Below are 21,121 nucleotides of genomic sequence, written 5' to 3'. Positions count from 1 at the left end.
AATAGTACGGCCCCCTGTAAGGGATGTTGACATCGTTAATCATAATGCACGATCATGCACTCTATTGCTCGATGTTTATTTCACCTGGAGTATCTATGCTCGATTACGCCGCATTCCCGGAACAGCGTCAGGCGCTTATCTTTCAGATCCTGCAAGAAAACGGCAGGGTCATTTGTTCTGAACTCGCTAACCGATTAGGCGTTTCTGAACACACAATTCGTCGTGATTTGCATGAATTGAGCAAAGATGGCGTGTGTAAAAAAGTTTATGGTGGCGCGGTCATTACACTCCCTGAATCCGAAGACATCGACGTGCGCAAGAGTATTAATGTAGCCAAAAAGAGCAACATCGCGCAGAGATGTGCCAGGCTGGTCAAATCTGGAAGCTGTATTTTTATCGACACGGGTAGCACCAATCTCGCAATGGCAGAAGCTCTGCCCGCCGAACTGGCGTTAACCGTGGTGACAAATTCGCCGGAGATTGCCGCCGTTTTGCTAAAAAAACCGCTGTTTGAAGTCATTATGCTGGGTGGCGTGGTGCAGAGATCTTCAGGTGGGTGCGTGGGAGCTTCCGCCATCGCACAAGTGCAGGACATTTTATTCGATCAGGGATTTATTGGCGGCTGCGCGATGTCGCCTGAATCCGGCTTAACGGGATTTGATTATGCGGATTGTGAGTTCAAAAAAGCGGTGATAAAACAATGTAATGAAACCATCGTCGCGCTAACGGCTGAAAAAATCCCAGCCGTCGCCCGATATGTCGTGACCGAAAGCAGCAATATCGATGTGATTGTTGTAGAGGACAACATCAGCAAAGAGTACGCCACAGCGTTCCAGGCACATGACATTCGAATTTATACCGTCTAACCGCGGTAGGCTCGCTGAAAATTTACTGTGCTAAACGTCGCTCCTGGCGTCAGCGCGGTGATCGCTGACAGATAATCCAGACGGATTTTTTGCTGATTTTCAGATTGCTCCACTACCAGAAATTCTTCTTTTTCCACTGTGGTACACGTCGTCAGCGCTTTAGCATCAAAACATGTGCCATCTGTTAGTTCAATGTGCAACCAATAGTGGTACATGCAGGCGATTTCCAGATAATCATGAAGATCGCAATCTATCGGGTGATACTCTTCGGTCGTTTTCATCACGCTATCTTCCCCAACGTCTTGTATATTCGGGAAATCGCCAACGCAACTTCCCGAACTTTCCAGCTATTTCAACGCTTCAATGGGAGCGCCGAAATTAATATGCAGCACATTGCCGTCAATCACCAGCGCCGGAACAGATTTCACGCCAGCCACTTCAGCCTCAGCAACCCGATCAGGTTGCTCTCCCAGATGAACCACATCGATTTCAACATCCGCAGACAAATGCTGCAGAAGTGTCTGTTCTGCGGAAACACAAACCGGGCAACCTGCATGATAGAAACGAGCTTTAGTCATGATACATCTCCTTTGAATTATAGTATCGATTCGACACTATAATTCATGCTACGCTGCTTTTATCCTTTGTCAATATAGTTTTTAATCGATACTATATGCCGAGGAGGATTTGTTATGCCCGACATGTCACTTTTCGACGTACTTGACCGGCTGTCCAGCCTGACAAGGATGTGGTTTCGCCAGCACCCTTTACTGGCGGATCTCCAGCCAGTACAACTTAGCGCGTTAATGTATCTGGCCCGTTGCAACCGTTATTCCAATACGCCGCTTGGCGTGACAGACTACCTTGGTCTCACCAAAGGTACCGTGTCGCAATCGCTGAAGCTTTTGGAAAACAAAGGGTTGATTGTTCGCAAGCCGGATGACCGTGATAAACGTAGCGTCCATCTACACTTAAGTGAGTCGGCCAATACCTTACTTGAAGCCCTGCTGCCCCCCACGTTTTTAGTGGAGGGTGAATCGGCAATGGGTGAACGGGCGATCGTGCTCAGAGAGCTGCTGTTAGAACTGTTACGTGGGATCCAGAGGACCAACAATGTGCCTGGCTTTGGTCTTTGCCATAGCTGTCGGTTCCACCAAAAAATTGATGGTCAGGGATTTTGTAATCTGACGAAAGAGAGATTGAGTGAAGAAGATTCATTGCTGATTTGCCGGGAGCATCAGCCGCCGGAAACATAAAATGGCTGATGCAAAATCACACCAGCCATTATCTCTGTTAGTGCTTAACGATATACATTGTGCGGCTATAGGCCACATCTTCAGGGTTAGTAATCGGATATCCTTTCAACCACGGTTTAATTAAACGCCCGTTGGTATACTGATAAATCGGCGCAATAGGTGCCTGTTCCATCAGAATTTTCTCCGCGGCGTTATAATCGGCATTGCGCGCTTTCTCTGTATTCTCCAGAGTTGCCTGGGTCAACACTTTGTCGTACGCCGGATCATTAAAGCGGGAGATATTGCCCGTATGGGTCGATGTTAATAGCGACAAGAACGTAGAAGGCTCATTGTAGTCACCCACCCACGAGGCGCGGATCACATCAAAATTACCGGTATTACGGCTGTCGATATACGTTTTCCATTCCTGGTTCTGCAGTTTTACGTCAACACCGAGGTTCTTCTTCCACATAGAAGCCACTGCGATAGCAATCTTCTGATGATTTTCTGAGGTGTTGTACAGCAGCGTCAGTTTAAGCGGTTTCTGCGGGCCATAGCCCGCCGCGCGCAGCAGCGTTTTCGCCTGCGCGTTCAGCTCTTCCTGACTCATTTGCTCAAACGGTGAAGGTTCCGGCACAAATCCTGCCGTTACATCCGGCGTAAAATGCCACGCTGGTTTCTCACCGGTACCCAAAACTTTCTCCGCCATCAGACGACGATCGATAGTCATGCTGAGTGCCAGGCGCACGCGTGAGTCGGCAGTCGGTCCCTTCTGGGTATTGAAGGCATAATAATAAGTACCAAGCTGCGGCGGGGTGTAAACCTGACCCGGGATATCCTTCAACAGTTTCTGGTACATATTTTTCGGGAAGGACTCGGTAATATCAATATCACCAGCAAGATAGCGCTTGGTCGCAGCTGATTCCTGGTTGATCGGCAGGAAGGTGACTTTTTGCAGCACTGTTTTGGCGTTGTCCCAATAATGCGTGTTCGGCACCACTTCCAGTTTTTCGTTTACGACGCGATCTTTGAGCACATAGGCGCCGTTACCAATCAGATTGCCTGGTTTGGTCCACTCTTTGCCGCTCTCAACGTTGGCTTTTTGTACCGGATAGAATGCAAAACTCGCCGTCAGATTGGCAAACCAGGGCAGCGGTTTATCCAGTTGAACTTTCAATGTCCGTGCATCGACAGCACTAACGCCAAGTTTATCAGGTGTGGCTTTGCCATCGATAATAGCCTGAGCATTATTAATACCCGCCAGCGCAGCAAACCAGGCAAACGGCGACAGCGTTTTTGGATCAACCAGACGCTGCCAGCTATAGACAAAATCCTGCGCCGTTACTGGCGTACCATCCGCCCATCGCGCATTGTCGCGCAGCGTAAACGTCCAGATGCGGTTATCGTTACTCTTCCACTGGGTAGCGACGCCAGGCACGATCTCACCCTTCTCATTCTGGTTGACCAGCCCTTCAAATAGATCACGAATCACCTGTATTTCAGGCAGCCCAACGGCTTTTGCCGGATCAAGCGACGCCGGTTCGTCTTTTATATGACGCACCAGTTCTTGTTTCTCTGCCAGTACCGTTCCGCTGGGAACATCAGCAGCCCAGGATAAAGAAATGCTGCTAACCAACAACGCACAACAGGTTACTGAAACAGAATGCTGCATAAGGTACCCTCAATTCCGGCTACTAAGTGAATGTGTAATTATTTGTATCGCCAGCAGGAAATGCAATTAACTTCCGACAAGAAAGTGATATTACACCTGAAAAGATAAGTGTGTGAAAACGATTTGATTATCCATACATTTTGCACAACACTGCGAGTAACAATCCAAGCATTCAGAGATGACTATGACCGTTACCCGTCCCCGTGCCGAGCGCGGCGCATTCCCACCTGGAACCGAACATTACGGACGCTCCTTGTTAGGCGCACCGCTAATCTGGTTTCCTGCACTGGCAGCCGATCGTGAAAGCGGCCTGATACTGGCGGGAACGCACGGCGACGAAAACTCCTCGGTCGTTACCCTTTCCTGCGCATTGCGTACGCTTAACCCTTCCCTGCGTCGCCACCATGTGGTGCTGGCCGTAAACCCTGACGGTTGCCAGCTTGGGCTGCGCGCAAATGCGAACGGCGTCGATCTGAACCGTAATTTTCCCGCCGCAAACTGGAGAGCGGGCGAAACGGTGTATCGCTGGAACAGTAGTGCAGAAGAGCGTGATGTGGTGTTGTTGACCGGCGAAAGTCCGGGTTCGGAACCAGAAACCCAGGCGTTGTGTCAGCTTATTCACCGAATTCATCCCGCCTGGGTAGTCTCTTTCCACGATCCACTGGCCTGTATTGAAGATCCCAGAAGCAGCGAGCTGGGTTCGTGGCTGGCACAGTCGTTTGAATTGCCTCTGGTCACCAGCGTAGGTTATGAAACGCCCGGCTCTTTTGGGAGCTGGTGCGCAGACCTGAATTTACACTGCATAACCGCCGAATTTCCGCCCATTTCATCGGATGAAGCGAGCGAAAAATACCTGCTGGCCATGTCCAATCTGCTGCGCTGGCACCCTAGAGATGGAGCTGCCCGGTCGTAAAATGCAGGGCTGGCTCCGCATCGCTGGCCAGCCAGGTCGGGCCATCAAGATCGGCAAAGTTAACCTGCGGCGTAAGCGGCAACGCCGCACCGATCGCCCGGGAGGTACACAGCATGCAGCCCAGCATCAGCGCAAATCCCTGCTCGCGGGCTTCCGTTGCCAGCGCCAGTGCTTCCGTCAGACCGCCTGTTTTGTCCAGTTTGATATTGACCATTTCATAGCGTCCGTGCAGCGCTTTCAGGCTACTGCGAGTGTGGCAACTTTCATCTGCGCAGATGGGCAGCGGATGCACAAAATTCTCCAGCGCGGCATCATCCTGAGCCGGCAGCGGCTGCTCCAGCATCTCCACCCCTAGATCAGCCAACAGCTGACAGCGTGCCGCAAGGCCTTCTGCCCGCCAGGATTCGTTGGCGTCGACAATAATCGTGGCGTCAGGAACAGCCGCACGAATGGCAACCATCCGCTCACTAATCAAGCGAGCATCCAGTTTAACTTTCAGCAGTCTCGCACCATTTCCCCACAGCGCAGCCGCGCTCGCGGCCATTTGTTCCGGCGAGCCAATCACCACGGTTTGCGCCGTCGTCACCACTTCCGCCAGTTCACTTCCCACCAATTCCGCCAGCGACGTCTGCTGTTGACGCGCACTCAGATCCCACAACGCACAATCTACGGCATTTCGCGCAGCCCCTGCTGGCAGCAGCTTTTGCAGCTCTTCACGCGTCAGTCCGTTTTCCAGTTGTGGCGCAATGCTCATAATTTGCGCCAGGACAGAGGCATCGCTTTCACCGTAGCGCGGGTACGGTGTGCACTCGCCAATACCTGTGACGCCATTTTCTGTCAATTCGACGACAACCACATGCGCTTCGGTCCTGCTCCCACGGGCGATGACAAAGGGAGTGTGCAGCGGCCAGGCTTCCTCATATACCTTAACTGTTCTCATTTGTTTTCCTTAATGCAGTCCCTGAAGCGGATATCCGCAAATAGCGTTTGCCGTGTTAACTGTTGATGGCATAAACTAGCCTCGACGTTAACTATATGTAAACAGGAAGATAACCATGTCACAAACCGTTCATTTCCAGGGCAACCCGGTTGCAGTTGCCGGCTCCATTCCTCAGGCTGGAAGCAAAGCTCAGGCTTTTACCCTTGTGGCTAAAGACCTGTCTGACGTTACGCTGGGCCAGTTTGCAGGCAAGCGCAAAGTGCTGAATATTTTCCCAAGCATCGATACTGGCGTTTGCGCGGCATCGGTACGTAAGTTTAACCAACTGGCGACAGAAATCGACAATACCGTCGTACTGTGTATTTCGGCCGACCTGCCATTCGCCCACTCTCGTTTTTGCGGCGCGGAAGGTCTGAGCAACGTTATCACGCTGTCCACCCTGCGCAACGCAGAATTCCTGAAAAACTACGGTGTTGAAATCGCTGAAGGCCCGCTGAAAGGTCTGGCCGCACGTGCCGTAGTTGTTATCGATGAAAATGACAACGTCGTCTTCAGTCAACTGGTCAATGAAATCACCAACGAACCAGACTACACAGCGGCGCTGGACGTACTGAAAGCGTAAGCTGCGTTTGCATACAAAAATGCCTCCACATGGAGGCATTTTCATTTACGGCATTACTCTTCGCTTTTTTTCTGTTGGCTCAGGCCGTACTCGCGCAATTTATTGGCAATCGCGGTATGCGAAACGCCGAGGCGCTTGGCCAGCTTGCGCGTGCTGGGATAATTCATATACAGCTGCGTCAGCACGGAGCGTTCAAAGCGGCTGGTAATTTCATCCAGCGACCCTTCCATTACCTCTTCTCCGACCGCAACCGTTGCCGCATCATAATCCGGCAGCAAAATATCCTGTGGCCGCAGTTCATAGCCTTCAAGCTGGGTCAGCGCCCGGTAGATAGCGTTTTTAAGCTGACGCACGTTGCCCGGCCAACCGTAACGGGTTAACACCGTGCTGAGATCGGCGGACAGCTTCGGACGCGGCACGCCCTGCTCATCGGCAAAACGCGCCACGAACAGTTCGGTGAGCGGCATAATATCCTGTGGGCAATCGCGCAGCGGCGGCAGGTTTAACGTCAGTACATTCAGACGATAATAGAGGTCTTCACGGAAAAGTCCTTTCTGCACCAGCTCCACAAGGTTCTTTTGCGTGGCGCAAATCACACGGACATCAACATGAACTTCGTGATCTTCTCCCACGCGACGGAACGTACCGTCATTGAGAAAACGCAGCAATTTGGTCTGCATACGCGGCGACATTTCGCCAATTTCATCTAACAGAACCGAACCGCCATTCGCCTGCTCAAAGAACCCTTTTTTACCTTCCGGCGCATGGCCAAACAGCTCGCTTTCAACCGCATCTTCAGGGATTGACGCACAGTTCAGCGCCAGATACGGTTTCGACGCACGCGGGCTTGCCAGATGGCAGGCATGAGCAAAGAGATCTTTGCCGGTGCCGGTATTACCAGTAATCAGTAGCGGCGCGCTCAGCGTCGCCAGCTTGCGCGCTTGTTCTACGACGTGTTTCATTTTGGTGCTGACGGCAATAATCTGGCTAAACGCACTGAGATCCTGCGTTGTCATATTTTGCAGCTGACGTCCCATTCGGATGGTGGAGCGCAACATCACCACCGCGCCGGTCAACATCTGCTCCTGATTTTCGCCCTGCAAATGGACGGGCGTAATTTCCATCAGGAAATTCTGCCCGTTAATCACGACATGTTCGCTATGGGAATCCTGCGGATTGCTTTCCAGCCAGCGCTGGAAGTTAAACCCATTGATTAACTGGGCTGCGGTATGGTTGCGCATCCGCTCCTGGGTGTGCGCAAAAAGTTGACAGCTCGCAGGGTTCGCCATCTCGACTTTGCTTTTCATATCAAGAGAAAGGACCGGCTCTGGCAACGCTTCAAGCAGCGCACTTAGTGCCAGATGTTCACGTTCGGAAGGCATCCATGGCACGGTACGCACATCCGTAACCCCTGAAATACGGCGAATTTCAGCCATCAGGCTGCTGAAGTTGGTGAACTCCAGCTCCGCAAAATTAAGGTAAATCCGCCCGATGGGGTCAATTTCGATGCCGCGTAAATCAATGCTTCTCAGCACCAGTAAATCGAGCAATTCGCGGGTCAGACCAAGACGGTCTTCACAAAAGACTTCCAAACGCATAGGAACCTTCATCAGGACAAGGGATTATGTAGTAAATGATAAGACAGTATTTGGTTCGCAGGAAGAACTCTGTCAACAAATATTGACAGCGCGCTGGAAAATTGGGCGCCGGGGCGTAAAGTTATACGATCGGCGCCTGTTTTTTAGCTAACTTTCGCGCGGAGATTTGTTTTTTTGTAAGGTCTCTTTCACCTGACCAATCAGTTGACGGCGAAAATCGCCCAGTCGTGGCTTATCATCATCGATCCACGGCAGCGGTCGGCAAAGTTCCATAGCTTTAATGCCCAGACGCGCCGTTAACAACCCCGCGCCAATGCCCTGTGCGGCACGCGTTGATAAGCGGGCGGCTAAATCCTGCGACATCCAGTCCATCCCTACTTCCCGCACCAGCTCACTGGCCCCGGCAAAAGCGATATTCAGCAGCACCAGGCGGAACAGACGCAGACGGCTGTAATAACCAAGTTCAATGCCATACAGCGATGCAATGCGATTAATCAGCCGTAGATTTCGCCAGGCGATAAACGCCATATCCACCAGCGCCAATGGGCTGACGGCAATCATCAGCGTGGACTCTGCCGCAGAACGGCTAATCTCACGCCGGGCTTGCTCATCCAGTACCGGCTGCACAAGATGGGCATACAGACTGACCACCTCGCGATCGTTCTGCGTTTCATGAATTGAGGCATACCAACGCTGCAATGCTGGATGCGACTGATCGATACCCGCCTGCTGCGCCAGTTTTTCACAAAATGCACGACCTTTTCCGGTTCCATGGCTGTGGAGCAAGTCTCGCGCTTCATCACGTTCGTGCGCGCGCTGACGCAATCGCCACAATCTGCGCCACTCGGTCGCCACCGATCCGACACCTGCGCCGATAATCAATGCGCCTGCGGCACATCCTCCCAGCGCGACCCAGTCCTGAGTCTGCCAGGCGTTCATGGTCCACTGCACACCCTGAGCAACAACGCTCACGCCAAACAGCGCCAGCCCGCCCATCACCATCTTGCGCCACAGACTGCGTTTGGGGCGTAAGGCCGCATCAATGACGGCCTCCGCCTGACCTTCGTCTTCCAGGGGTTCATCCACTTTCGCCGGAGAAAAAGTCTGCGCCTCCGTTTCGTTGAACATTTGTTGTGCTTTAAACGCCGTGTTTTGTTCCACGTCCAGCGGACCTGAGAAATCGATACGCGGTTTTAACGGCTCGCTCATCGCAATTTATCTCCTATTAAAAACTCCAGCGCGGCATCGAGGCGGATATGTGGTAAGGGTTTATCGACATCCATAACCTGCGGGCGAAACGCCTCAAACTGAAAGCCCTGGCTGTCCCAAAATGCCTGCCCAGGTAAACGCGCGGGCACTTCCCCCGGATAGACTGTCAGCGGTTCGCCATCGCTCAGACGATTACCACGCAACGCCGGGATCTTTTCACCTTTCACATCGATCAAGCCGCTGGTGGTTGCCTGCACCGATGCCAGCCCCAGACAATCCATGCTGATACCTTCGAAAGCAGCGTTTTGCCATGCGTCCTGGATCAGCTGCTGCAATAACGACACCATATTGGCGTGCTGATCCACCGTGACGTGGTCGGCTTTGGTGGCGGCAAACAGCAGCTTGTCGATCACTGGAGAAAATAGCCGACGAAACAGCGTACGCTGCCCGTAATGGAAGCTTTGCATCAACTGAGTAAGCGCCAGGCGCATGTCGTTGAACGCCTGTGGCCCGCTGTTGAGCGGCTGCAGGCAATCGACCAGCACAATCTGGCGGTCAAAGCGCAGGAAGTGATTCTTATAAAACCCTTTGACGACCTTTTCGCAGTAATAATTGAATCTTTCGCGCAACATGCCCGCGTTGGTGTGTTTGTCAGCCTGCGCCAGCTTTGATTCCCCCCAGGCATCGACATCCGGCCACGGGAAGAATTGCAGCGCAGGCGCGCCCGCCATATCCCCGGGCAGGACAAAACGGCCCGGTTGAATAAAATGTAGGCCCTGCTGTTTACACTGATGCAGATACTCCGTCCAGGCGGCAGCAATTTCCGCCAGACGGTTTTCATCAGCAGGCGCCAACGGATCCAGCCCCTGGCATAACTGCCGCCATTTTGCCGACCATTCGCCCCGCTGCCCCTGCAATAATCCGGTCATTTGCCGCGACCAGCTCAGATAATCCTGGGCAAGCATCGGTAAATCGAGCAGCCACTCCCCCGGATAATCGACGATCTCCAGGTACAGCGTGGAGGTGTCTTTAAAGTGGCGCAGTAAAGAGTCATTGGATTTATAGCGTAGCGCCAGACGTATTTCACTCACGCCGCGCGTAGGGGTCGGCCAGGTCGGCGGAGAGCCGTACAGCTGAGCCAGTCCCTCATCATAGGTAAAGCGCGGAATGCCAAAATCGCGTTGAGGAACCCGTTTCACGCCGAGCAAACGCTCTTCGCGCACGCAGCTGAGCAACGGCAGACGCGCACCGGCATGAATATTGAGTAACTGATTTACCATCGCGGTGATAAACGCCGTCTTACCGCTGCGGCTAAGTCCGGTGACAGCCAGGCGTAAATGCCGGTCTACGCCGCGATTAACCAGCGAATTGAGTTCATTTTTAAGTCGCTTCATCGCCATCCCGTTTTGCTGAAGGAACCGAAGAAATTATAACAAACAGGAAGTAAAGATAGGGGTCAATTCTTACTTATCAACTACCTGGGCGGTTCCTGGCGGCATTATTCTTACCGCCAAGAGCAGAAGAACTGCGTACGGCTTATTTATTCTCTACTTTAGGAAGCGAGATCTGGTTGATGCCACCTTCATTCGTCACCTGCGTATAGCCCATTTCAGTCAACATATCCTTCGCTTGTCCCGATTGACGCCCGGAGTTGCAGTACAGCTTCACAGTGTCGTTCTTATCAGGAACTTCAGCTGCAATACGTGCCTTCATCTCTTTTAACGGAATATTGACGGCCCCCTGAATATGCTGCTGTTGATACTGTTCAGGAATGCGAACATCGATCCAATGTTCCGCAGCATAAACCGGCATGCCGATGACCAGAGCCAACGCTAATACACCTTTTTTCAACATAATATCTTCCTGACTGATAGTTGGATTTACCTCTACACTATACGCCAGTTCTTAAGAAAATATTGCGACCGCATTATCACCGTCTGCAGGCGCGGACGATTGTCACTCAGGTTACCCATGCTGCAGTTAGCCTGTTGATTTTTCTACCCGCATTTGACGTTCCTTCCCAACAATTAGGTGAGCAAATCTGTAATTTATTATTTAATCTGATTGCAGGTGAGAAAGGATTACAGAATATCACTATAGAAACACAAATATTGCTGACCGACTTCCTGATATAAAACCTGGGTATTAATGCCCTGCGAAATAGATTTTTTAGTTCACCTTCAATACCCGTGGTAACGACCCAAAAGAATTTTGACAGCCCCAAAATTATATTTGTGAGCTGCCGCAAATTAACTGAGGGAATGTTGATTAATTGTTGCTTGCTTTTGCTGATTCAAATATCAGGGTTGATTACCTGAATAACGTTTCGACAATTTTGCCGCAGCCCGACTCAACACCGGTTCCAGAACCAACGCCAGCAGCATTTTTAGCGGGCGTCGGGCGACGGACTTCACCGCCCACCCTGCTACACCCGCCGGGCCGTAGCGCAGCGCGGTCAGAAGCACCAGCTTACCTGCTATTTTAAAGCCCGGCTTAACCCTTTGCCCGGCACGTTGCCAGCGATTGTTCATTTCTGTCCTCACAATTGACGGAAGCGACTACGTAAGGAAAAAGTATCGGACGTCACATAACGCTCCATTTCACGTAAACGCTTTTCACTAGCCGCCAGCTCGCGATCGACGGCATCCAACAGCTCACCGCTTGATGGCTGCTGCTCGCCGGAAACCACATTGTCCGGCATCGGATCCAACACAAAGGTCAGCACGATGTAAGCGACGAAGGTGAAAAAGGCCAGGCCAAAAAAGACTGACAACACCACCAGGATCCGTACCAGTTTCACAGGCACATCGAGATAATGCGCAATCCCAGCGCAAACCCCCTTCACCATGCCCTGCTGCGGAATACGCCACAGTTTTTTGTTCAGGTTAACGCCTCCCATTAGCGGTCCCTCCAGTTTGGGTGTTCAGCATCAAGGATGTCTTCCAGCGCCTGAATGCGCTCGCGCATCCGCTGTGCGTCATCGTTGAGTTCGACCAGACGTTGCTGTTCACTTTGCGACAGTTCGCCACGACTGGAACGGTTGCTGTAGTGCAGCCAGAGCCAAATCGGTAAAACGAACAACACAAAGATGGTTAACGGGATGGCCAGAAATAGCGCGCTCATAAGTACTCCTTACAGGTGATGAGCGGCGACGCGTTCGGGCGCCGCCAGATGTTATTATTGCTTGTCTTGCTGCATTTTGGCTTTAAGTTGCGCCAGCTGCTCGCTGATTTCATCATCTGCTTTCAGGTCAGCAAATTGCTGATCCAGAGACTTCTGTTTACCGAAGTTATGGCTTTCAGCCTCGGCTTCCATCTGATCGATACGACGCTCGAAAGATTCAAAGCGCGCCATCGCTTCATCGAGTTTACCGCTGTCCAGTTGACGACGAACATCACGCGAAGAACTCGCTGCCTGATGACGCAGCATCAACGCCTGCTGACGAGCACGGGTTTCACTGAGTTTATTTTCCAGTTCACCGATCTCTTTTTTCATACGCGCCAGCGTATCGTCAACCAGCGTCACCTCATGCTCCAGAGAGTCAATTAAATCGGTCAGTTTCTGCTTTTCAATTAACGCAGAACGCGCCAAATCTTCTTTCTCTTTACGCAGCGCAAGTTCTGCTTTTTCCTGCCACTCTGCCTGTTGGGCACTGGCCTGTTCGATACGGCGAGATAATTGTTTCTTTTCTGCCAGCGCACGCGCTGAGTTAGAACGTACCTCAACCAGCGTGTCTTCCATTTCCTGGATCATTAACCGCACCAGTTTCTGCGGATCTTCGGCCTTTTCCAGCAACGCATTAATGTTGGCGTTCACGATGTCGGCAAAACGAGAAAAAATACCCATAATGTAATCCTCACTTACTGTTCTGATATCGGGCTATGCCCTGCTGTTTTCGTAATGCACTTGGCGTGCCAACTTTTTATATAATTGATTTTATTGTAATTATATAATTTTACCTGCCAGGCTAATTAGCGTAAATTGGTGAATAACACTAACAAATGGTGAATTTCATCATGGCTGGATACAAAGATAATCTTCTGGGTGAAGCGAACAGCTTTATTGAAGTGCTGGAGCAGGTTTCTCATCTGGCACCGCTGGATAAACCTGTACTGGTTATAGGTGAGCGCGGGACCGGGAAAGAACTTATTGCCAACCGCCTGCACTACCTCTCCACCCGCTGGCAAGGCCCGTTTATTTCGCTTAACTGCGCGGCGCTAAACGAAAATTTGCTTGATTCCGAACTGTTTGGTCACGAAGCGGGTGCCTTTACCGGCGCGCAAAAACGCCATCCGGGACGTTTCGAACGCGCCGACGGCGGTACGCTGTTTCTCGATGAACTGGCAACTGCCCCGATGTTGGTACAGGAAAAATTGCTGCGCGTTATCGAATATGGCGAGCTTGAGCGCGTAGGTGGTAGCCAACCATTACAGGTTAACGTACGACTTGTTTGTGCAACCAATGCCGACTTACCTCGCATGGTTAGCGAAGGCACTTTCCGCGCGGACCTGCTGGATCGCCTGGCCTTTGACGTGGTGCAACTCCCACCGTTACGCGAGCGTCAAAGTGACATTATGTTAATGGCCGAACATTTTGCCATTCAGATGTGCCGCGAGATCGGGTTACCTCTGTTTCCGGGTTTTAGTGCCGAGGCCAGAGAAACGCTTCTCCACTACCGTTGGCCGGGCAATATTCGTGAACTGAAAAACGTCGTGGAGCGATCCGTTTACCGGCATGGAACCAGTGATTACCCGCTGGATGAGATAATCATTGACCCCTTCCGCCGCCACACTACGCAGCCGCAGGCGCCGGAAACTAAACCGATGTCTGTAGGGTTACCGCTGGATCTGCGTGAATTCCAGCAGCAGCAAGAGAAAGACTTTCTACAAACCAGCTTACAGCAGGCAAAATTTAACCAGAAAAAAGCCGCTGAATTACTGGGTCTGACTTACCATCAGCTTCGCGCTTTGCTGAAAAAACACCAGATTTAAAGCACATTTGCAGATGTCATATTGGCGGATTTGACGCATAACCTCATCAGGGTTTACCATGACGCCATTACTGTATAAAAAAACAGGTACAAATATGGCTCTGGCACTCGTTGGCGAAAAAATTGACAGAAACCGTTTCACCGGTGAGAAAATTGAAAATAGTACATTTTTTAACTGTGATTTTTCAGGTGCCGACCTAAGTGGTACTGAATTTATCGGCTGTCAGTTCTATGATCGTGAAAGCCAGAAAGGGTGCAATTTTAGTCGTGCAATGCTGAAAGATGCCATTTTTAAAAGCTGTGATTTATCCATGGCGGATTTTCGCAATGCCAGTGCGCTGGGCATTGAAATTCGCCACTGCCGCGCACAAGGCGCAGATTTCCGCGGCGCAAGCTTTATGAATATGATCACTACACGCACCTGGTTTTGCAGCGCATATATCACTAACACAAATCTAAGCTACGCCAATTTTTCGAAAGTCGTGCTGGAAAAGTGTGAGCTGTGGGAAAACCGTTGGATGGGTGCCCAGGTACTGGGCGCGACGTTCAGTGGTTCAGATCTCTCCGGCGGCGAGTTTTCGACTTTCGACTGGCGAGCAGCAAACTTCACACATTGCGATCTGACCAATTCGGAGTTGGGTGACTTAGATATTCGGGGCGTTGATTTACAAGGCGTTAAGTTGGACAACTACCAGGCATCGTTGCTCATGGAACGTCTTGGCATCGCGATTATTGGCTAGTCTTCAGGGAGCGGTGAATATTCCGCCCCCTGCACTGCTTTTTACCCCTCAGGCATCGCTGAAGAGTGGTGTGTGGAAATTTTCCACTCTTTACCGTCCCATGTATAAGTGAATGTGTAGCGGGCTGAAACCGTTGATTTGTCCGCGAAGGTAAATGTGTAGGTACCGGTGTCTATCGCCTTATTACACCCCAGGCGAATGGTACGCATGTCAATTTTCCCGGTCGGCTTTTTCGCAAGAAAATGCTCGAAATAATCAACACGCTCAGCGTCCGTTAAACGCGCTTTATTGGATACAGTAGGCAGCAATACCGCATCGCTAAGATAATTTTCAGATACCGTCTGCGCGTTACCTGTTTTCAATGACTCGTTCCACTTATCAAATAGCGCTTCGATTTGCGCTTTATTCACCTTCACACAGTCTGGAGTCGACGCAGCAAAAACGGCTCCAGGCAATAGGGCAAGTGAAACAACAAGGCTCAGTAATTTATTCATACAATTCATTCCATTAGAGGTTATATGGCAACAGAAAACTGTTCATAACCAGGATCAAAGCCAAAATGCATTTAATAACCAATGGAAATCATCACCATAAATGGGTGAGAAGATTAAGATGCCATGAAGAAAAAATGGAATTAACATATTGAAATAATTATAGATACTTTAGCTATTACAACTCACATAACGTGTACTACTTCCTGAATGATTATAGTTCAGCATTGATAGTGACACTCTAAATGCTCGCTCCACACTTCGTTATCGATGCCATACTCCATCTTCCGAGTACACACTGATATCAATCAGTAAACAACGACAGGACGCCCCCACGTTTATAGCAAGTCAGATGGGCCATGAAAATGCTAAGATAGTTAACAGAGTAGATTCAAAGTAGATAGCAGGTATGAATTTTGACCATGTCGCGGTGTTGAACTCGCGCTTATCGAGCCTGTTACTCCCAAAAACAAACGGTAATGGCAAATGTCATTAAGTATTAGTAAGATAGCCTCTTTATATAATCCATTAAAATTATGCGCCTGGTTTTATCATCTCTGATCGTGATGGCTGGATTTCTGAGTGGTCAGGCTGCTGCTGCGCCTGAGCAAGCTCCGCACGCTGATATCCGTGACAGCGGGTTTGTCTATTGCGTCAGCGGGCAGGTCAATACGTTCAACCCACAAAAAACGAGCAGCGGTCTCATCGTCGACACGTTAGCGGCCCAATTGTATGACCGACTGCTTGATGTAGATCCCTACACCTATCGGCTGGTGCCTGAGCTGGCTGAAAGCTGGGAAGTGCTGGATAACGGCGCAACCTACCGTTTCCATCTGCGTCGTGACGTTCAGTTTCAGAAGACTGCCTGGTTCACCCCCACCCGCAAACTAAATGCGGACGATGTGGTGTTTACCTTCGAGCGCATCTTTGATCGCCACCATCCGTGGCACAATGTGAACGGTAGCAGTTTCCCCTACTTCGACAGCCTGCAGTTTGCCGATAACGTCCAAAGCGTGCGCAAACTGGACAACAACACCGTTGAATTCCGCTTAACGCAACCGGATGCCTCCTTTATGTGGCACCTTGCCACACACTATGCCTCCGTAATGTCGGCCGAATATGCCGCTAATCTGGCAAAACAGGATCGCCAGGAGTTGCTCGACAGACAACCCGTCGGCACAGGCCCGTACCAGCTTTCGGAGAATCGTGCCGGCCAATATATTCGGTTGCAGCGACATGAAAAATTCTGGCGTGGTACCCCCCTGATGCCGCAGGTCGTAGTGGATCTCGGCTCTGGTGGAACCGGACGCTTATCGAAATTACTCACTGGCGAGTGCGACGTCCTGGCCTGGCCTGCCGCCAGCCAGCTCAGCATATTGCGTGATGACCCTCGCCTGCGCCTGACGCTGCGCCCGGGGATGAACATTGCCTATCTGGCGTTCAACACCAATAAACCGCCGTTGAATAACCCTGCCGTGCGGCATGCGCTGGCGCTGGCCATTAACAACCAGCGCTTAATGCAGTCTATCTACTACGGGACGGCAGAAACCGCGGCATCTATTTTGCCTCGCGCCTCGTGGGCTTATGATAACGAAGCTAAAATTACAGAATACAACCCGGCAAAATCGCGCGAGCAGCTAAAAGCGCTGGGGCTGGAGAATCTGACATTACAACTTTGGGTCCCTACCAGCTCTCAGGCCTGGAACCCCAGTCCGCTGAAAACCGCCGAGTTGATTCAGGCAGATATGGCTCAGGTGGGTGTGAAAGTGAAGATCATCCCGGTAGAAGGTCGTTTTCAGGAGGCGAGATTAATGGATATGAACCATGATCTGACGTTATCCGGCTGGGCGACGGACAGTAACGATCCTGACAGTTTTTTCCGGCCGTTGCTCAGCTGTGCCGCCATCAATTCGCAGACCAACTTTGCCCACTGGTGTAATCCGCAGTTTGACAGCATTCTGCGCAAGGCCCTCTCTTCGCAGCAGCTTTCATCGCGAATAGATGCCTATGACGAAGCGCAAAATATTCTTGCACAAGAGTTACCTATTCTGCCGTTGGCCTCTTCACTGCGTCTACAGGCTTATCGCTACGACATCAGAGGATTGGTGCTCAGTCCATTCGGTAATGCCTCTTTTGCCGGCGTGTCCAGGGAAAAGAAAGATGAGGTGAAAAAACCATGATTATCTTCACCTTGCGTCGATTTTTATTGCTACTGGTAACCCTGTTCTTCCTGACCTTTATTGGCTTCAGTCTGAGCTACTTTACGCCTCATGCGCCGTTACAGGGTGCATCGCTGTGGAACGCCTGGGTATTCTGGTTCAATGGTCTCATTCACTGGGATTTCGGCGTATCCAGTATTAACGGTCAGTTGATCTCAGAGCAGCTGAAAGAGGTGTTCCCGGCCACAATGGAACTGTGCATTCTTGCCTTTGGTTTTGCACTAATGGTTGGGATCCCCGTTGGTATGCTGGCCGGTATCACGCGGAACAAATGGCAGGACCGCTGCATCAGCGCATTGGCTCTGATGGGGTTTTCTATCCCCGTTTTTTGGCTGGCGCTGCTGCTAACATTGCTCTTCTCACTGACCCTCGGCTGGTTACCCGTTTCCGGGCGTTTTGATCTTCTCTACGAGGTGAAACCTGTTACCGGTTTTGCCATTATTGATGCGTGGATCTCCGACTCGCCCTGGCGCGATGAAATGCTGGTCAGCGCTATCCGTCATATGGTGCTCCCGGTGCTGACGCTCTCCGTTGCGCCCACCACCGAAGTCATCCGCCTGATGCGTATCAGCACCATTGAGGTCTTTGACCAGAACTACGTCAAAGCGGCGGCCACACGCGGTTTGTCACGATTAACGATTCTGCGTCGTCACGTCCTGCACAACGCTCTTCCGCCGGTGATCCCGCGTCTGGGCTTACAGTTTTCCACCATGCTGACGCTGGCGATGATCACCGAGATGGTCTTTAGCTGGCCAGGTCTTGGCCGTTGGCTGATTAACGCGATTCGCCAGCAGGATTACGCGGCGATTTCAGCGGGCGTGATGGTGATTGGTTCCCTGGTTATCATCGTTAACGTCATCTCTGATATTTTGGGTGCTATGGCTAACCCTCTGAAACATAAGGAATGGTATGCCTTACGATAGCGTCTATAGCGAAAAACGCCCGCCGGGTACGTTGCGCACCGCATGGCGCAATTTCTATGGTGATGCGACTGCGATGATCGGCCTGTACGGCTGTGCGGGACTGGCTATTCTGTGTATTTTTGGTGGTTGGTTTGCCCCTTACGGTATCGATCAGCAATTTCTCGGCTATCAGCTTTTACCGCCGTCATGGTCGCGCTATGGCGAAGTCTCATTCTTCCTCGGGACTGACGATCTGGGACGTGACGTTTTAAGTCGTCTGCTCAGCGGCGCGGCCCCGACCGTTGGCGGCGCGTTTGTCGTTACTCTTGCCGCCACGCTGTGTGGCCTGGTATTGGGCGTAGTTGCCGGTGCGACGCACGGATTGCGCTCTGCGGTGCTGAACCACATTCTGGACACCCTACTGTCGATCCCTTCTCTGCTGCTGGCGATTATTGTGGTGGCCTTTGCCGGGCCGCATCTGACACACGCCATGTTTGCCGTCTGGCTGGCGCTGCTGCCGCGCATGGTGCGCTCCGTTTACAGCATGGTGCATGACGAGCTGGAGAAAGAGTACGTCATTGCCGCTCGCCTGGACGGTGCAACTACACTGAATATTCTGTGGTTCGCCGTTCTGCCCAATATCACCGCTGGCCTTATTACTGAAATCACCCGCGCACTGTCGATGGCGATTCTGGATATCGCCGCGCTGGGTTTTCTCGACCTTGGCGCACAGCTGCCGTCCCCGGAATGGGGAGCCATGCTCGGCGACGCGCTGGAGCTGATTTATGTCGCACCTTGGACGGTGATGCTGCCAGGCGCGGCAATTATGATAAGCGTGTTGCTGGTTAACCTACTGGGTGACGGCGTGCGCCGCGCAATTATTGCGGGGGTGGAGTAATGCCATTACTGGATATCCGCAACCTAACCATTGAATTCAGGACCGGTGACGACTGGGTAAAGGCTGTTGATCGTGTCAGCATGACATTGAATGAGGGTGAAATCCGCGGGCTCGTCGGCGAATCTGGATCCGGCAAGAGTCTGATCGCTAAGGCCATTTGCGGTGTCGCTAAAGATAACTGGCGCGTAACCGCAGACCGTATGCGTTTTGATGATATCGATCTGCTACGCCTTTCCGCGCGTGAACGACGCAAACTGGTCGGTCATAACGTCTCCATGATCTTTCAGGAGCCGCAGTCATGTCTCGATCCGTCCGAGCGTATCGGACGTCAACTGATGCAAAATATTCCGGCATGGACCTACAAAGGTCGCTGGTGGCAGCGCATCGGTTGGCGCAAACGCCGTGCGATTGAACTCTTGCACCGCGTCGGGATAAAAGACCATAAAGATGCCATGCGCAGCTTCCCATATGAGCTGACCGATGGCGAATGCCAGAAGGTCATGATCGCTATTGCATTAGCGAATCAGCCGCGTTTGCTGATTGCCGATGAACCAACGAACGCGATGGAGCCAACCACCCAGGCGCAAATTTTCCGTCTGCTAACCCGTCTGAATCAAAACAGCAATACCACCATTTTGTTGATAAGCCATGACCTGCAAATGCTCAGCCAGTGGGCTGACAAAATCAACGTGATGTACTGCGGACAAACGGTCGAAACCGCGCCAAGTAAAGATTTGGTCACCATTCCACATCATCCTTATACTCAAGCGTTGATTCGCGCTATTCCTGATTTTGGTAGCGCAATGCCGCACAAAAGCCGCCTGAATACCATGCCAGGAGCTATTCCATTGCTGGAACAATTACCCATCGGCTGTCGTCTGGGGCCACGCTGCCCTTATGCACAACGCGAATGTATTGAAACCCCAAGACTGACCGGAGCAAAGAATCATCTCTACGCCTGTCATTTCCCGCTGAACATGGAGAGAGAGTGAGATGGTAGAAACCCTGCTCGAAGTTCGTAATCTAAGCAAAACCTTTCGCTACCGGACAGGTTTATTTCGCCGCCAGACCGTTGAGGCCGTTAAGCCCCTGAGTTTCACCCTGCGCGAACGTCAGACGCTCGCCGTCATTGGTGAAAACGGCTCGGGGAAATCTACGCTGGCAAAAATGTTGGCGGGTATGATTGAACCCACCAGCGGTGAGCTGCTGATTGACGATCATCCGTTAAAATATGGCGATTATTCATTTCGTAGTCAGCGGATCCGTATGATTTTCCAGGATCCGTCAACATCGCTTAATCCTCGGCAACGTATCTCGCAGATCCTCGATTTTCCGCTACGTCTGAATACCGACCTCGAGCCTGAGCAGCGTCGTAAACAGATCGTGGAGACCATGCGCATGGTCGGATTGCTGCCCGATCACGTAAGTTATTACCCACATATGTTGGCCCCAGGGCAAAAACAGCGTCTGGGCCTTGCCCGCGCGCTCATTTTACGCCCCAAAGTCATTATCGCCGACGAAGCCCTGGCCTCTCTGGACATGTCGATGCGTTCGCAGCTCATCAATCTGATGCTGGAATTGCAGGAAAAACAGGGGATTTCGTATATCTATGTGACCCAACATATTGGCATGATGAAGCACATCAGCGATCAGGTATTAGTCATGCATCAGGGCGAAGTGGTAGAACGCGGCAGTACAGCGGATGTTCTGGCGTCCCCTCTTCATGAGCTTACCCGCCGCCTGATTGCAGGTCATTTCGGCGAAGCGCTTACCGCTGATGCCTGGCGAAAAGATCGTTAACAAACGGCTGCCCTCCTCAACCGGGG

The 21,121-nt window shown here is 51.5% G+C and carries 24 protein-coding genes; 11 read left to right on the top strand and 13 right to left on the bottom strand.

Features of this window, described 5'->3' with window-relative positions:
• The first annotated feature begins 95 nt into the window (after nucleotides 1–95).
• A complete protein-coding gene (locus tag OGY06_RS02840; RefSeq protein ID WP_008784903.1) occupies nucleotides 96–866 on the top strand; it encodes a DeoR/GlpR family DNA-binding transcription regulator in 771 nt (256 codons plus the stop codon).
• On the opposite strand, the gene OGY06_RS02835 is transcribed toward OGY06_RS02840, so the two are convergent.
• Together OGY06_RS02835 and OGY06_RS02830 are read right to left on the bottom strand one after the other, a co-directional pair.
• A complete protein-coding gene (locus OGY06_RS02835; protein ID WP_003833248.1) occupies nucleotides 863–1,147 on the bottom strand; it encodes a Rho-binding antiterminator in 285 nt (94 codons plus the stop codon). The two genes, OGY06_RS02840 and OGY06_RS02835, sit on opposite strands and share 4 nt — an antisense overlap.
• Before the next feature lie 66 nt (nucleotides 1,148–1,213).
• Complete coding sequence (locus OGY06_RS02830; RefSeq protein WP_008784905.1) at nucleotides 1,214–1,444, bottom strand: glutaredoxin family protein; 231 nt, start codon at nucleotides 1,442–1,444, stop codon at nucleotides 1,214–1,216.
• Nucleotides 1,445–1,558: 114 nt separating this feature from the next.
• Here OGY06_RS02830 and OGY06_RS02825 point away from each other — a divergent pair, with 114 nt between their 5' ends.
• Entirely contained in the window at nucleotides 1,559–2,122 is a 564-nt protein-coding gene (locus OGY06_RS02825; protein WP_003833252.1) for a MarR family winged helix-turn-helix transcriptional regulator, read from the top strand.
• A gap of 37 nt (nucleotides 2,123–2,159) precedes the next feature.
• Here OGY06_RS02825 and mppA read toward each other — a convergent pair whose 3' ends face one another.
• On the bottom strand, nucleotides 2,160–3,773 hold the full coding sequence (mppA, locus tag OGY06_RS02820) for a murein tripeptide ABC transporter substrate-binding protein MppA (RefSeq protein WP_003833254.1): 1,614 nt from the start codon (nucleotides 3,771–3,773) through the stop codon (nucleotides 2,160–2,162).
• A gap of 184 nt (nucleotides 3,774–3,957) precedes the next feature.
• Here mppA and mpaA point away from each other — a divergent pair, with 184 nt between their 5' ends.
• Nucleotides 3,958–4,686: a murein tripeptide amidase MpaA gene (gene mpaA, locus OGY06_RS02815; RefSeq protein ID WP_003833255.1), complete on the top strand. Its 729-nt coding sequence runs from the start codon at nucleotides 3,958–3,960 to the stop codon at nucleotides 4,684–4,686.
• Here mpaA and ycjG read toward each other — a convergent pair.
• Nucleotides 4,661–5,626 (bottom strand): L-Ala-D/L-Glu epimerase, encoded by a 966-nt coding sequence (ycjG, locus tag OGY06_RS02810; protein ID WP_003833257.1) that lies wholly within the window; start codon nucleotides 5,624–5,626, stop codon nucleotides 4,661–4,663. The two genes, mpaA and ycjG, sit on opposite strands and share 26 nt — an antisense overlap.
• Before the next feature lie 115 nt (nucleotides 5,627–5,741).
• Here ycjG and tpx point away from each other — a divergent pair, with 115 nt between their 5' ends.
• On the top strand, nucleotides 5,742–6,248 hold the full coding sequence (gene tpx, locus OGY06_RS02805; protein WP_003020437.1) for a thiol peroxidase: 507 nt from the start codon (nucleotides 5,742–5,744) through the stop codon (nucleotides 6,246–6,248).
• A gap of 53 nt (nucleotides 6,249–6,301) precedes the next feature.
• On the opposite strand, the gene tyrR is transcribed toward tpx, so the two are convergent.
• The 8 genes from tyrR to pspA form a co-directional block, all read right to left on the bottom strand.
• Nucleotides 6,302–7,846 carry a transcriptional regulator TyrR gene (gene tyrR / locus OGY06_RS02800; RefSeq protein WP_003833259.1) on the bottom strand — a complete coding sequence of 515 codons (1,545 nt, stop codon included), beginning with the start codon at nucleotides 7,844–7,846 and terminating at the stop codon, nucleotides 6,302–6,304.
• Nucleotides 7,847–7,993: 147 nt separating this feature from the next.
• Nucleotides 7,994–9,055 (bottom strand): YcjF family protein, encoded by a 1,062-nt coding sequence (locus tag OGY06_RS02795; protein WP_286604633.1) that lies wholly within the window; start codon nucleotides 9,053–9,055, stop codon nucleotides 7,994–7,996.
• Complete coding sequence (locus tag OGY06_RS02790) at nucleotides 9,052–10,449, bottom strand: YcjX family GTP-binding protein (protein ID WP_003833262.1); 1,398 nt, start codon at nucleotides 10,447–10,449, stop codon at nucleotides 9,052–9,054. The genes OGY06_RS02795 and OGY06_RS02790 overlap by 4 nt, the downstream gene beginning before the upstream one ends.
• Before the next feature lie 142 nt (nucleotides 10,450–10,591).
• Nucleotides 10,592–10,909, bottom strand: a complete 318-nt coding sequence (gene pspE / locus OGY06_RS02785; protein ID WP_004201265.1) for a thiosulfate sulfurtransferase PspE — start codon at nucleotides 10,907–10,909, stop codon at nucleotides 10,592–10,594.
• A 446-nt stretch (nucleotides 10,910–11,355) separates the two neighbouring features.
• Nucleotides 11,356–11,586, bottom strand: coding sequence for a phage shock protein PspD (pspD, locus tag OGY06_RS02780; protein WP_003833267.1), 231 nt, complete (start codon nucleotides 11,584–11,586; stop codon nucleotides 11,356–11,358).
• A gap of 8 nt (nucleotides 11,587–11,594) precedes the next feature.
• Nucleotides 11,595–11,954 carry an envelope stress response membrane protein PspC gene (gene pspC, locus OGY06_RS02775; RefSeq protein WP_003020497.1) on the bottom strand — a complete coding sequence of 120 codons (360 nt, stop codon included), beginning with the start codon at nucleotides 11,952–11,954 and terminating at the stop codon, nucleotides 11,595–11,597.
• Nucleotides 11,954–12,178, bottom strand: coding sequence for an envelope stress response membrane protein PspB (pspB, locus tag OGY06_RS02770; RefSeq protein WP_003020509.1), 225 nt, complete (start codon nucleotides 12,176–12,178; stop codon nucleotides 11,954–11,956). Before pspB ends, pspC begins: the two co-directional genes overlap by 1 nt.
• Before the next feature lie 54 nt (nucleotides 12,179–12,232).
• Nucleotides 12,233–12,901 carry a phage shock protein PspA gene (pspA, locus tag OGY06_RS02765; RefSeq protein WP_063940810.1) on the bottom strand — a complete coding sequence of 223 codons (669 nt, stop codon included), beginning with the start codon at nucleotides 12,899–12,901 and terminating at the stop codon, nucleotides 12,233–12,235.
• A gap of 155 nt (nucleotides 12,902–13,056) precedes the next feature.
• Here pspA and pspF point away from each other — a divergent pair, with 155 nt between their 5' ends.
• Both pspF and OGY06_RS02755 read left to right on the top strand, forming a co-directional pair.
• Nucleotides 13,057–14,046: a phage shock protein operon transcriptional activator gene (gene pspF, locus OGY06_RS02760; protein ID WP_161495982.1), complete on the top strand. Its 990-nt coding sequence runs from the start codon at nucleotides 13,057–13,059 to the stop codon at nucleotides 14,044–14,046.
• A gap of 94 nt (nucleotides 14,047–14,140) precedes the next feature.
• On the top strand, nucleotides 14,141–14,785 hold the full coding sequence (locus tag OGY06_RS02755; RefSeq protein WP_004201260.1) for a quinolone resistance pentapeptide repeat protein QnrB9: 645 nt from the start codon (nucleotides 14,141–14,143) through the stop codon (nucleotides 14,783–14,785).
• Between the two features lie 41 nt (nucleotides 14,786–14,826).
• Here OGY06_RS02755 and OGY06_RS02750 read toward each other — a convergent pair whose 3' ends face one another.
• Nucleotides 14,827–15,279 carry an SgcJ/EcaC family oxidoreductase gene (locus tag OGY06_RS02750; RefSeq protein ID WP_063940811.1) on the bottom strand — a complete coding sequence of 151 codons (453 nt, stop codon included), beginning with the start codon at nucleotides 15,277–15,279 and terminating at the stop codon, nucleotides 14,827–14,829.
• A gap of 533 nt (nucleotides 15,280–15,812) precedes the next feature.
• On the opposite strand from OGY06_RS02750, the gene sapA reads away from it, so the two are divergent.
• The 5 genes from sapA to sapF are packed head-to-tail and all read left to right on the top strand — an operon-like array spanning nucleotide 15,813 to nucleotide 21,095.
• The gene (gene sapA, locus OGY06_RS02745; RefSeq protein ID WP_286604630.1) at nucleotides 15,813–17,456 is read left to right on the top strand and encodes an ABC transporter substrate-binding protein SapA; all 1,644 of its coding nucleotides are present in this window, start codon (nucleotides 15,813–15,815) and stop codon (nucleotides 17,454–17,456) included.
• The gene (gene sapB / locus OGY06_RS02740) at nucleotides 17,453–18,418 is read left to right on the top strand and encodes a peptide ABC transporter permease SapB (protein WP_003020545.1); all 966 of its coding nucleotides are present in this window, start codon (nucleotides 17,453–17,455) and stop codon (nucleotides 18,416–18,418) included. The genes sapA and sapB overlap by 4 nt, the downstream gene beginning before the upstream one ends.
• Complete coding sequence (gene sapC, locus OGY06_RS02735) at nucleotides 18,405–19,295, top strand: peptide ABC transporter permease SapC (RefSeq protein WP_003833291.1); 891 nt, start codon at nucleotides 18,405–18,407, stop codon at nucleotides 19,293–19,295. Before sapB ends, sapC begins: the two co-directional genes overlap by 14 nt.
• On the top strand, nucleotides 19,295–20,287 hold the full coding sequence (gene sapD, locus OGY06_RS02730; RefSeq protein WP_003020556.1) for a peptide ABC transporter ATP-binding protein SapD: 993 nt from the start codon (nucleotides 19,295–19,297) through the stop codon (nucleotides 20,285–20,287). The genes sapC and sapD overlap by 1 nt, the downstream gene beginning before the upstream one ends.
• A gap of 1 nt (nucleotide 20,288) precedes the next feature.
• A complete protein-coding gene (sapF, locus tag OGY06_RS02725; protein ID WP_003020558.1) occupies nucleotides 20,289–21,095 on the top strand; it encodes a peptide ABC transporter ATP-binding protein SapF in 807 nt (268 codons plus the stop codon).
• Nucleotides 21,096–21,121: the final 26 nt, after the last annotated feature.

It is taken from the genome of Citrobacter sp. Cpo147 (assembly GCF_030332405.1).
Classification (GTDB): Bacteria; Pseudomonadota; Gammaproteobacteria; order Enterobacterales; family Enterobacteriaceae; genus Citrobacter; species Citrobacter portucalensis.
Note: the sequence above shows the minus strand (reverse complement) of the source record. Positions and strands in the feature narration are given on the sequence as shown.

Coding starts and splice junctions, on each gene's coding strand:
- OGY06_RS02840 (WP_008784903.1), top strand. CDS start 96: ATGCTCGATTACGCCGCATTCCCGGAACAGCGTCAGGCGCTTATCTTT.
- OGY06_RS02835 (WP_003833248.1), bottom strand. CDS start 1,147: ATGAAAACGACCGAAGAGTATCACCCGATAGATTGCGATCTTCATGAT.
- OGY06_RS02830 (WP_008784905.1), bottom strand. CDS start 1,444: ATGACTAAAGCTCGTTTCTATCATGCAGGTTGCCCGGTTTGTGTTTCC.
- OGY06_RS02825 (WP_003833252.1), top strand. CDS start 1,559: ATGCCCGACATGTCACTTTTCGACGTACTTGACCGGCTGTCCAGCCTG.
- mppA (WP_003833254.1), bottom strand. CDS start 3,773: ATGCAGCATTCTGTTTCAGTAACCTGTTGTGCGTTGTTGGTTAGCAGC.
- mpaA (WP_003833255.1), top strand. CDS start 3,958: ATGACCGTTACCCGTCCCCGTGCCGAGCGCGGCGCATTCCCACCTGGA.
- ycjG (WP_003833257.1), bottom strand. CDS start 5,626: ATGAGAACAGTTAAGGTATATGAGGAAGCCTGGCCGCTGCACACTCCC.
- tpx (WP_003020437.1), top strand. CDS start 5,742: ATGTCACAAACCGTTCATTTCCAGGGCAACCCGGTTGCAGTTGCCGGC.
- tyrR (WP_003833259.1), bottom strand. CDS start 7,846: ATGCGTTTGGAAGTCTTTTGTGAAGACCGTCTTGGTCTGACCCGCGAA.
- OGY06_RS02795 (WP_286604633.1), bottom strand. CDS start 9,055: ATGAGCGAGCCGTTAAAACCGCGTATCGATTTCTCAGGTCCGCTGGAC.
- OGY06_RS02790 (WP_003833262.1), bottom strand. CDS start 10,449: ATGAAGCGACTTAAAAATGAACTCAATTCGCTGGTTAATCGCGGCGTA.
- pspE (WP_004201265.1), bottom strand. CDS start 10,909: ATGTTGAAAAAAGGTGTATTAGCGTTGGCTCTGGTCATCGGCATGCCG.
- pspD (WP_003833267.1), bottom strand. CDS start 11,586: ATGAACAATCGCTGGCAACGTGCCGGGCAAAGGGTTAAGCCGGGCTTT.
- pspC (WP_003020497.1), bottom strand. CDS start 11,954: ATGGGAGGCGTTAACCTGAACAAAAAACTGTGGCGTATTCCGCAGCAG.
- pspB (WP_003020509.1), bottom strand. CDS start 12,178: ATGAGCGCGCTATTTCTGGCCATCCCGTTAACCATCTTTGTGTTGTTC.
- pspA (WP_063940810.1), bottom strand. CDS start 12,901: ATGGGTATTTTTTCTCGTTTTGCCGACATCGTGAACGCCAACATTAAT.
- pspF (WP_161495982.1), top strand. CDS start 13,057: ATGGTGAATTTCATCATGGCTGGATACAAAGATAATCTTCTGGGTGAA.
- OGY06_RS02755 (WP_004201260.1), top strand. CDS start 14,141: ATGGCTCTGGCACTCGTTGGCGAAAAAATTGACAGAAACCGTTTCACC.
- OGY06_RS02750 (WP_063940811.1), bottom strand. CDS start 15,279: ATGAATAAATTACTGAGCCTTGTTGTTTCACTTGCCCTATTGCCTGGA.
- sapA (WP_286604630.1), top strand. CDS start 15,813: ATGCGCCTGGTTTTATCATCTCTGATCGTGATGGCTGGATTTCTGAGT.
- sapB (WP_003020545.1), top strand. CDS start 17,453: ATGATTATCTTCACCTTGCGTCGATTTTTATTGCTACTGGTAACCCTG.
- sapC (WP_003833291.1), top strand. CDS start 18,405: ATGCCTTACGATAGCGTCTATAGCGAAAAACGCCCGCCGGGTACGTTG.
- sapD (WP_003020556.1), top strand. CDS start 19,295: ATGCCATTACTGGATATCCGCAACCTAACCATTGAATTCAGGACCGGT.
- sapF (WP_003020558.1), top strand. CDS start 20,289: ATGGTAGAAACCCTGCTCGAAGTTCGTAATCTAAGCAAAACCTTTCGC.